Below are 9,756 nucleotides of genomic sequence, written 5' to 3' on the forward strand. Positions count from 1 at the left end.
GTCGGGGTCCTCGTGGCGGGGATCTAGCCAGGCGTCGTAGTGGTCGGGGGTGAGTGCGAGGGGCATGCGGGGGTGGATGCGGCCGGCGGCGTCGGTGGCCTCCGTGGTGATGACGGTGCAGGTCATCAGCCAGGCCGCAGGGTCGTCGTCTGGCTTGATCTCCGGGTTGCGCCAGTATTCGTACAGGCCGGCGAGCGCCAGCACCTGCCCGTCCTCTGGGTGAATGAAGTAGGGCTGCTTGCGGGCTTTGCCCGACTTCTTGTCCTTGATCTGCTCCCATTCGTAGAAGCCGTCAGCGGGCAGCAGGCAGCGGCGTTTGACGAACGCTCGGCGGAAGGCGGGCTTCTCGTGGACGCTCTCGACCCGCGCGTTGATCATCCTCGCGCCGACCTTCACGTCCTTCGCCCACGACGGCACCAGCCCCCATCGCAGCGGCCGCAGCTGCCGACGCAGCGACGCGGTGTCGTCACTTCCGCGTGGGGGGCGCTCCAGCACGGCCCACACGTCGTCGGTCGGGGCCACGTTCCAGCTCGGTGCCAGCGTCTCCTCGGGATGCCAGTCGGTGACGCGGAACAGCTGGGCCAGGTCCTCAGGGCTGCGGGTGGAGACATAGCGGCCGCACATACCGCCACTGTGCCACTGCGCTTGGCGACGCGGCGGTCGGCATGACGATGCGCGTGGCGTGGCCTGGCCCGACCCCGGTAGCCGAGCGTGCGCCGGGGCCCTGACGTGATCAAGCCCTCCGCGGCGTGGCGGCGGTGCGCACTGCGTCGTAGTACCCCCAGGCCATCTGGGGCCATCCGGGGCCAGATGGCCCGGCGTCGGTGCCGGCCCTCGAGGAGCGTCAGGCGGCGCCGTCGGGGCGCCGCGACCGGCTGCCCGCCGCTGCCCAGGGGCATCCCCGCTACGGTCGTTGCCAGGCGCCGCTGCCCCGGATCGGCTATGCCACCGTCAGTGACTTCACGGACTCGCCGAGAAAGCGCAGCGCCGGGTCGGGGTTGACCTCTGGGCCACGTGGTTCGGGCCCTGCCGCATGGTCAGTCCCACGCTGGAACAGGTCGCCAGGGATCTCGCCGGTCGCATCAAGCCCGCCTGGCTCGCCTGCGTTGGTGCCACGCTGCGGCGGTGAGGCGATCCTGGGCCTTCCGGCCCAGCCCGCCGGGCGATCTTGGTGTGGGTCCCGCAGGATGGTGCCGGTTGCCTGGCCGTGAGGGCGCTCGGGGTGGCCGCTTTCCGTGTGCGGCGGATTGCCGCCTCACCTTTCCGCAGGGAGCACCGTATGGCTGTGATGACGGAGGAACTCGTACCGGTACTGGAGGATGCGCGCCAGGCGCATGCCGCGGTCCTCGACCGGTTGCGGGCGGATGCGACGGTTACGCCGCCGGGCCCGTACCGGCAGATGCTCGAGCGCCAGGCCGCCGAGGTCCAGATCAGCGTCCAGCGCATCAAGCGTCAGGAGCGCGCTCTGCACTCGCGGGGCGTCCTGGGCACCGCGGCGAGTGTGACGCGCTCCGTCTCGCGGGGGGCGGTGCGCACGGCGATGCTGCCGCTGTCGATCGGGTCGGTGGTCGTCCGGAGGATGCTGCCCGGCGGGGGCCCGGCCGATCCGCGACGGCTGATGAGGAACGTGGAGGACGAGTACGCGGCTGCGGCGCGGGCCATGGCGGTGTGCCGGGCCGGGGAGGCCCTCGCCGAGCAGATGCACGACCAGCTCACGGCCGACCTGCTCGGCTCGCTGCGCCACCAGGACGAGGAACTGCTGCGGGAGCTGGAGGAGAGCCTCGCCGAGCACGCCCGCGCTGTGGCGGCGTCCACTGATGGCCACGGCCCGCGTGAAGGTGGTAACGGCGGTCTGGCCGGCACAGCGGTTCAGACGGTGTGGAGCGCTTTCGACCGGGCACGGGACGTCACCGAGCGCGGCATCCGGCAGATCCGGGATGCGGCCGAGGGCGCGGGGCGGGAGAGGCCCGAGCCCGGCCCCATGGCCGAGGAGGTCCTCGGAGCGGTCAGGCGGGAGGAGGACCTGCCGATTCCCGGGTTCAGCCAGCTCAGTACGCAGCAGCTCCAGAGGCGGCTGCGCACGCTGTCCCAGCTGGATCTGACCGTGATCGAGGGCTACGAGCGTGCGCATGCGCGCCGGAAGAGGGTGCTGGAGACCATCGAGCAGCTGCGCGAAGCGGAGCCGTGGACCGGCTACGACGCCATGGACACGGACGAGATCACCGCGAGCCTGCAGGACGCTCCCTCCGGCGTGGCCCGTCAGGTGCTGGAGTACGAACAGCGCCACCGGCAACGCCAGGAGATCATCTCCGCCGCCGAGGCGCGCGCGTCGGCCTGACCGAGAGCCGCCCTGGGATTGTGTGGCAGGTCCCAGGGCGGCTGCCACCGCGGCGGCGAAGTCGTACGTCGCCGGGCAGGGGGAGAGTCCCCGCCTCCGCGGGGAGGGATCACTCTCCGGCCGTGATCTCGCTGCGGCGCGGCTTGCCCGCTTCGGCCTTGGGGACCTTGACGGTCAGCACGCCGTCGCTCAAGGTCGCCTCGACGCCTTCGGCGTTGATGTCGCCGGGCAGCAGGGTGCGGTACTCGAACCGGTCGGTCCGGCGTGTGCCGCGGCGCAGGACGCCGGTGCGCTCGCGTTCCTCACCAGAGATGCTTTTTTGCGGTATTCCCGCGCAGAAGACCTGACACCGCCTGGGCGCTCCAATTCGGTCTCATCGTCCGTCGGAGCGGCCGGGTTCCGGCTGCGGATGCGTCTCGGGTTCGGTGGCGTGCAGGATCGTGTGGGCGACCAGTTCGGGCGCGTCCAGCATCGGCACGTGACCGCAGCCGGCCAGCGGCACCAGGCGGGCCGTCGGGATCATCGCTCGGGCCCGGGTCGCCTGCCGAGGCGGCAGGAGGCGGTCGCGGGTGCCCCAGGCGATCGTCACTGGCACGTCGGGGATGTCGCCGGTGAACAGACCCGGAGCACGCCCGGCCTCCAAGGTCGCCCTGAACGCCACCGCGCTCCGCAACGTCCGCAGCGCCGCGACGACCGCGTGCGGCGGGCACAGCTCGGCCTGGCCGTACAGGGTGCCGGTCAGTACCGCGTGGGCGGGCGCGGTGCGCACGAGCGCCTCCAGCGCCGGCCCCGGCAGCAGCCGTACCCCTTGGCGTGCCGCGTTCACCACGGCGTAGGCGTAGCGCCGCTCGGTGCCGGTCCAGAAGCCCGCCGGAGCGATCGCGGTCACGCTGCGCGCCAGCCCGGCCTGCCCCAGGCGCAGCGCGATCAGCCCGCCCAGCGAGTGACCCACCACATGCGGCCGTTCCACGCCCAGCGCCGCGAACACCGACCCCAGCCACACCACGGCCGTATCGAGGTCACGGGGCACACCGGGGTCCAGGTCGGGAGACTGTCCGAAGCCCGGCAGGTCCATCGCGATGACCTCCCGCTGCCCGGCCAGCAGCGGCACGACCGTGTCCCAGGCCAGCCGGTGGGATCCGAGCCCGTGCAGCAGGACCACGGGCTCCCCGGCTCCCTGTCGCTCGTACGCCACCGTCACCGGCCCCAGATCCGCGGCCTGGCCCTCTACGAACCATGCCGTCCGCGGCTCCACGACGACGTGCCCCCACTCATCGCCGGACCCCTCCGCGGACTGCCGCCGCAGCAGCGGCGCGCCGAGCACGAGGCCCCGCAGGCCCACCGCGGCCTGGCCGACACGGCTACCGCCTCGGCCGGCTACCGAAACGAGCGCAGATATCCAGGCCATCGCCGAACTCCTCACACGCCCGTGACTACTCCACAAGACGAAGCTCAAGTGATTCCTGTTAGGGAAACACGGGAGGAAAGATTCAGATTCCTGACGGGCCAGGGCAACGGTTCCCGTCCACCAGGGCTCCTGTGTTCAAGACCTGTGGATGCCATGGCGGCTTGACACGGCGGCTTCGGCCTGGCCCCAGCTCTTGAGCTAGGCGGCGGGCTTCGGCTGGCGGCGTACGGACTCTCGGCCTCGCAGCTTGTTGTCCGGGTGTGCTGCGCGGTACCGGCTGCGCCGGGGCTCCACTCGCCGGCGGCAGAGGCAGCCCCGGGCCCCTGTGGCCGCGAAGGCGGATGTCCGGGGGGACACACCTGTGGTGCTTCTGCAGGCGCTGGCGTCAGCTCGCGTACACCCGCTGGACAAACTCCGCGAGCTGATCGTCGGAGAGGTGATGGGCCACATCCGTCTCGCTGATCATTCCGACCATCCGCTTGTTCTCGATCACCGGCAGGCGCTTGATCTGGTGTTCCTCCATCTCACGCAGGACGTCGGTGACGTCGGCGTTGGCGTCGATCCAGCGCGGCGTGCCCTCGCACAGCTCGCCACAGGTGACGCGGGAGGGGTCCCGCCCGGCCGCGACGCACTTCACCACGAGGTCGCGGTCGGTGATGATGCCGCACATCCGGTCCTCGTTGTCGGGGTCGCTGACCGGCAGCGAACCCACCTCGTGGTCCCTCATCATCTGCGCCGCGCGGTCCAGCGTCTCGGTCTTGGGGATCCACTGGGCGCCCGGGGTCATGATGTCCTTGGCGGTGGTCATAGCTCGCCTCTCTCGCGGGTTCGGTCGGTTCTGCGCCGGCCGGGCCGGCTTCGCCTTCCAGCCCGGCCACCTTCAGCTTCCTGGCATCGCCGGGGCCCGTCGCCCGGGCGTGAGCCATCCGGGCGCCGATGCGGAGCGGACACCGCTCCTCCGCGTACCGGCCTGGCCACGAGCGGCCCGCTGGCTGCTCTGCCGCTCAGGTTCCTGGCTGGTCAGGAGTGCGAACACTCCGTAACGGCGCGTGCGCGATGGTCGTCGCTCGAACTGACGGTTGGAGAACGAACCATCACCGCTGATGGGCCGGGGCGGGCGGGCTCCGGCCACATGGGCCGACGCGGCTTGGAGGTTCGTAAGGGACGTCTGTCAGGGCATCGAGGCGCACCGTGAGCCGCCCGGCAAAGGCATCACTGCTGTGGCGGGATGGCTTGCCGAGCAACTGCCGCTGTCCGTGGACGGCCCAGGAGCGTAGATGCGGCTCACCGGCCGGGAGCACACTGGAAGTGGTGCTGTTGCTGTCGGGTACTGACGAGGGAGTGTCGGCCGATGGCTGCGTCATGTGCGAGGGTGCGGCTGTGGCGGTGGCGGCGTAATCCGCTGCGGCGGCGCAGCGACGTCATCGAGGCATGGGTGGTGCTCGCCGGGTGGGTGCTCGCCCTTGCTGGTGGCCTGCTGGTGGGGCTGATGGCAGGGGACGCGGTCGAGCGGGACGCCGAGCAACAGCGGGCAGAGAGACGGCAGGTTTCCGCCGTACTCGTCAAGGACGCCAAGGGTCCGCCCGCGCGGGCATCGGCCGACTACCGGGTCTGGGCAACTGTGCGGTGGGCCACGCCGGACGACTCGGTACACACCGACGAAGCCAGGGTCCCGGCCAGGACTCCAGCCGGCAGCACGATCACCGTGTGGACCGACCAGAGCGGCAAGGTCACGGCCGAGCCCCTGACCGAAGATGAGGCACGGCTGCACGCAGTCTCGGGAGGCGTGCTGGCGGCGACAGCAGCGGGAGGGGCCGTGCTGGGCGCGGCCTGGGCTGTGCGTCTGGGGCTGGAGCGGCACCGCATGGCGCAGTGGGCCGCGGAATGGGAGCGCATCGACACCCGGAACCGCTGGAAAACCGGCTGATCGCCCTGGAGCGCGACATCGACCGATTCAGGCGGGGCCGAAGGGCGGCGGTCGCGGTGTCGACTGTTGGCGGCCGAGGACCACTGCGGCGGCACGACTGTCCATGCGTCCGCGTCTGTCGTCGGGCTTCGGCCGTTGCTGCCTCGTGCCCGAGACCACCGGGTGGGCGAGCGACCAGGCTATGCCTCAGCCGAGTTACTTGATCCCCTTGCCCGTAGGCTCGGAGCGTGAGCCACGAGCAAGCGGTGCCCGGCGGCGACGCTTCCGAGCGACCTCTCTGGGAGCGGTCACGACCGGAGTTGAGGCATCTGGCTGAGCTCAGGCCGACGGAACTCTACGAAGTGGCACAGCGGTTGGGCCGGCGGGTGTCCGTCGAGGGGTCCGGCGGCGCGTCGGTGGCGCGGGCCGTCGGGCGGATCGCCGAGGCCCTTGCCGACACGCGCTCGCGGGACTGTGCGACGTTTGCCGTGGACGTCGTGGAGTCGGCTGCTGCCCCTCGGGGCAACGGATTCCGGGGAAGCCGATCGGTTGCCGCGTTCGGTGGCCGCGAAGCTGGTCAAGGCTCAGCAGCTCCGGTCGCGTTTCCCGGAGGTTCCCTCGACCGGCAGCGGTGCCGCCGCGGGCCGCAGGGCCAGTGACACACGTGACGACGGGCGGGCCAAGGCGGCTGCCGGGACGTTCACGGCCGGCGGATGGGCCTGTGAGTCCGAGGCACGGGTCTTCACGCTGCCGAGCCCGCTCAGCCCTGACGACTGACGACTTCGGCATGTCCTTCATCGAGGAACTGCCCCCGCGCTGTCTGGCAGGCGAAGGCACGTACCGGGGCAGCGCGCTCGCCTGTGCCACGACACCCGACGAGGTGCTCAACGAACTCTTCTCCGCTTCCTACAACGGCGGAGTGAACGGCCAGGGACAGGGTGGGGCGTACGCGTGGCTGTATGCCTGGGACAGTCTGTACGCGCTCATGGGGCCCCGCCGACGTACCGTTCCTGGAAGCGGTGCGGCGCGCCGCGGATCACCGGTGGTTGCGGTTCATGGCGTTCACGGACTGATTCCACCACGACTCGTCGGACGCGGCTTTCGCCGTACTCGATCCCGCCCGGACTCGGGTCGCGGTGCCGGCGGCGACCGATACCGACGTCGAGCGCGACGCTCTCGGGTAGCCACCGTACGGACGAAGCTCACCGGTTGACTTCGGAATCAGGCAACATGGACCTCACCGGTCCAGGAAGTATCGCCGGCCCGAGGAGTGCGGGCTTCGGGGCCCGGCTGGGGCTCCGGCACGTGCTCGGGCCGAAGATCGCTTGCAGGCCGAGCGGGTGGCCGACTCATGGGACTGGTTGATGCTGTGCGTGCTCCATGTGTCCTGGACGGACACGACGTCGGGTCGTAGCTCCTCCAACGTCCTGGATCCCTGGGGCCGTTGCCGCCAGGGCCCGAAGCGGCCCCAGGGGTTCCAGTTCACTGCTCGCACGCCTGGCACATCGTCCCGTGAGGTGGGTGAACCATCATGCGTGCCGTCGGGCCCACAACGGGGTGACGAACGCGATCAGGACGGCTGCGATGCCGATCTGGAAGATGTGACGGATCCAGTCGATACCGCCGGTGTCGCGCACGCCGAACGCGGTGGCGAGCGCGTTGCCGGCGACGGCCCCGATGATGCCCATGATGACCGTCAGCCACAGGGGAATGGGCTGGCGTCCGGGTATGACGAGCTTGGCCAGCAGGCCGATGATGAGCCCCGCGATGATCGCCCAGAGGAAAGACACGACAACTCCTTCCGTTCAGTGCCCTTTCGGGCAACACACGTGTGCCCGCCGTAGGCCGCCATAAGCGTGGTCCACGACAGGGAGTTCGGCGCCGGTTCATGGGGTGCACCGCCGCGGGGCATCCGTCCGCGCGCCGTACCAGTCCAGGCACAGGACGGTGGCGTCGTCCTCGAGGTGGCCTCCGCAGGCGTCGCGGACGGCGGTGGCCAGGTGCCGGGCGGCCTCGCGTGGGTGGCGGGTACGGGTGTCGCGGATGAGCGCGGGCAGGTCCACACCCGCCGCGCCGCGTTCCTGCATGCCGTCGGTGAGCATGAACAGCCGGTCACCGGGGCGCAGCTCCAGTTCCTGGACCTGGAAGGCGGTGGGCGAGGCGACGCCGAAGGGCAGGTTGGCGAAGAGGGCCAGTTCCTCGACGGTGCCGTCGCGCAGGAGCAGCGGCCGCGGGTGACCGGCGTTGACCAGTTGCACGCTGCCGGTGTCGAGGCAGATGCGCAGCAACTGGCCGGTGGCCATGCCGCGGTCGTGGTCGAGGAGCGCCTGGTGCGCTTGACGGGCTTGCTCCGCGATGCCGCATCCGGCGCGCCGGGCGCCGCGCAGTGCCCCGAGCAGAAGGGTCGCCAGCAGCGCGGATTCGGTGTCGTGCCCCATGGCGTCGGTGATGGACAGATGCAGGGTGTCCCGGTCCAGGGCGTAGTCGTACGTGTCACCGCTGATGTCGTCACCCGGCACCAGCCCGCCGGCGACGGCGAACTGTTCGGCTTCGCAGCATGCGGCGGACGGCAGCAACTGATGCTGGATCTCGGCGGCCAGACTGGTCGCCGGGGTGCGTCGGCCCCAGTGGTAGAGGTCGGTGAAGCGCCGGTCGGTGACGATGATGTACGCCAACGCGTGCGCAGCCTCATCGACTTGACGCAGCACCCTCTCGTCGGTGTGCGGCAACGTCATCTCCAAGACCCCGACGCAGTCGCCGCGGTTGGTCACCGGCGAGATGGCCCGGTGGCCGCCCTCCTCGTCCGGTTCCACATGCGGACGCTGGGACATCAGGACCTTCTCGTGCACACTGCCCCGCAGGCCGATACGCGTCGCTCTACGGCCGTTCTCTGCCCCGTCGGCCGTGGTGAGCCGCACGAGTTCCTCCCCGATCAGGTCGACGAAGAGGAACGACACGCAGGTCGCTCCGAATCGCTTCAGCAGGTTTCGTGCCACCACATCGACGGACTCCACCGGCGAGGCATCCTCCGCCTCCGCCAAGACGTCTCCCAGCCCCAATACGTCGTCCACGGCAGCCTCCCTCGGTTGCCGCTGCTTCTTCCCCGAGTCCACTCGCATTCACTTCGCGGCCCTCGTGGTGGTGCGTGTCACCTCGCGGCGCGGCGGACACTCGGCCCAAGACCGCGGCGACCGACAGCCATCGTCGCTCCTGGTCGCCGCAGGGCCGGATCGCCTGCTGCTTCCCGACGGCGGCCCGCCCGACGCCGCTGCTGGAGCCGTGTGGCCGGGAGCCCGGCAGGAGCACTCGGCGCACTGCTGCGCTGGACGTACGCGCCTGAGCCGCCCGCGGACGACGACGTCCGTGTGGACCCGGGTGACCGGTGCCGCCGCCGGACGCGGCATGGATGCCGTGCGACGGCTGCCGGACGCGGCGAGTAGGCCAACGTGACGGAGATCGTCAACGCGCCCGATCACCGGCGCGAGGCGTAACTCCTCCGCGGTACCGGCCGGATGCTGTCCGCCAGCGGAGTGAAGTGGTGGACCCGCATGAGGGCGCCGGTTCGGGCGTGGCAGGTATCCCTGCTGGGTGGCGAGCCGGTGGAGCGCTGGACAGAGCCGGTAGCGCCCCCGCCTCAGTACGACAAGGAGTGGAGAACCCATGGGACACGGCGGAAATGTCATCCAGGAACTGACCACGGATCACCGCGAGGTGGAGGACCTCTTCGCGCAGATCGAAGCGCTGCCCGGGGCCGACGAGCAGCGGCGTGTACTGGCGGACCGGCTCACGATGGAGCTGATCCGGCACTCGGTGGCCGAGGAGGAGTACCTGTACCCGGCGGTGCGACGGTACGTCGACGGGGGAGACGACCTCGCCGACAAGGAGATCGCCGACCACAGCGAGGTCGAGCGCATGCTCAAGGAACTCGAAGACTGCCGTCCCGGCGACGGGCGTTTCGACACGCTGATCCTGCGGCTGAAGAACGCCGTCACCGCCCATGTCAGCGACGAGGAGAACCGGCTCTTCCCGATGCTGGCCGACTCCTGCTCCGCCGACGCCCTGGCGCAGCTCGGTGAGGAGGTCCGCTCGGCCAAGGAACACGCT

At 70.6% G+C, this 9,756-nt stretch carries 9 protein-coding genes and 2 pseudogenes; 5 read left to right on the forward strand and 6 right to left on the reverse strand.

Annotated elements, in window-relative coordinates; genetic code table 11:
- A partial coding sequence (locus tag CA983_RS34740; protein WP_086604738.1) for an SOS response-associated peptidase occupies positions 1–624 on the reverse strand: 624 nt, incomplete at its 3' end.
- 403 nt (positions 625–1,027) lie between these two features.
- Here CA983_RS34740 and CA983_RS49300 point away from each other — a divergent pair.
- Positions 1,028–1,129 (forward strand): annotated as a pseudogene (locus tag CA983_RS49300) (hypothetical protein); the annotation flags it as partial.
- A gap of 150 nt (positions 1,130–1,279) precedes the next feature.
- Positions 1,280–2,338, forward strand: coding sequence for a hypothetical protein (locus CA983_RS34750; protein WP_086604739.1), 1,059 nt, complete (start codon positions 1,280–1,282; stop codon positions 2,336–2,338).
- 109 nt (positions 2,339–2,447) lie between these two features.
- Here the strand turns inward: CA983_RS34750 and CA983_RS34755 are convergent.
- The 3 genes and pseudogenes from CA983_RS34755 to CA983_RS34765 form a co-directional block, all read right to left on the reverse strand.
- Positions 2,448–2,654, reverse strand: a pseudogene (locus tag CA983_RS34755) (Hsp20/alpha crystallin family protein); the annotation flags it as partial.
- A gap of 57 nt (positions 2,655–2,711) precedes the next feature.
- Positions 2,712–3,746: an alpha/beta fold hydrolase gene (locus tag CA983_RS34760; protein WP_086604740.1), complete on the reverse strand. Its 1,035-nt coding sequence runs from the start codon at positions 3,744–3,746 to the stop codon at positions 2,712–2,714.
- Between the two features lie 385 nt (positions 3,747–4,131).
- On the reverse strand, positions 4,132–4,554 hold the full coding sequence (locus CA983_RS34765) for a CBS domain-containing protein (protein WP_086604741.1): 423 nt from the start codon (positions 4,552–4,554) through the stop codon (positions 4,132–4,134).
- Between the two features lie 543 nt (positions 4,555–5,097).
- Between CA983_RS34765 and CA983_RS34770 the strand changes: the two genes are divergently transcribed.
- The gene (locus tag CA983_RS34770; protein WP_086604742.1) at positions 5,098–5,673 is read left to right on the forward strand and encodes an Rv1733c family protein; all 576 of its coding nucleotides are present in this window, start codon (positions 5,098–5,100) and stop codon (positions 5,671–5,673) included.
- A 766-nt stretch (positions 5,674–6,439) separates the two neighbouring features.
- Positions 6,440–6,865 carry a DUF6183 family protein gene (locus tag CA983_RS48440; RefSeq protein ID WP_244207222.1) on the forward strand — a complete coding sequence of 142 codons (426 nt, stop codon included), beginning with the start codon at positions 6,440–6,442 and terminating at the stop codon, positions 6,863–6,865.
- 316 nt (positions 6,866–7,181) lie between these two features.
- Here the strand turns inward: CA983_RS48440 and CA983_RS34780 are convergent, their stop codons facing one another.
- Positions 7,182–7,442, reverse strand: coding sequence for a GlsB/YeaQ/YmgE family stress response membrane protein (locus CA983_RS34780; RefSeq protein WP_086604743.1), 261 nt, complete (start codon positions 7,440–7,442; stop codon positions 7,182–7,184).
- Between the two features lie 96 nt (positions 7,443–7,538).
- Complete coding sequence (locus tag CA983_RS34785) at positions 7,539–8,723, reverse strand: PP2C family protein-serine/threonine phosphatase (protein WP_244207223.1); 1,185 nt, start codon at positions 8,721–8,723, stop codon at positions 7,539–7,541.
- Between the two features lie 589 nt (positions 8,724–9,312).
- Between CA983_RS34785 and CA983_RS34790 the strand changes: the two genes are divergently transcribed.
- On the forward strand, positions 9,313–9,756 hold a 444-nt coding region (locus tag CA983_RS34790), incomplete at its 3' end, for a hemerythrin domain-containing protein (RefSeq protein ID WP_086604745.1).

This window comes from Streptomyces swartbergensis (assembly GCF_002148965.1).
Lineage (GTDB): Bacteria > Actinomycetota > Actinomycetes > Streptomycetales > Streptomycetaceae > Streptomyces > Streptomyces swartbergensis.

What these genes read in the sequence shown, in the direction of transcription:
- CA983_RS34750 (WP_086604739.1), top strand. Translation starts at nt 1,280, where the DNA reads ATGGCTGTGATGACGGAGGAACTCGTACCGGTACTGGAGGATGCGCGC.
- CA983_RS34760 (WP_086604740.1), bottom strand. Translation starts at nt 3,746, where the DNA reads ATGGCCTGGATATCTGCGCTCGTTTCGGTAGCCGGCCGAGGCGGTAGC.
- CA983_RS34765 (WP_086604741.1), bottom strand. Translation starts at nt 4,554, where the DNA reads ATGACCACCGCCAAGGACATCATGACCCCGGGCGCCCAGTGGATCCCC.
- CA983_RS34770 (WP_086604742.1), top strand. Translation starts at nt 5,098, where the DNA reads ATGGCTGCGTCATGTGCGAGGGTGCGGCTGTGGCGGTGGCGGCGTAAT.
- CA983_RS48440 (WP_244207222.1), top strand. Translation starts at nt 6,440, where the DNA reads ATGTCCTTCATCGAGGAACTGCCCCCGCGCTGTCTGGCAGGCGAAGGC.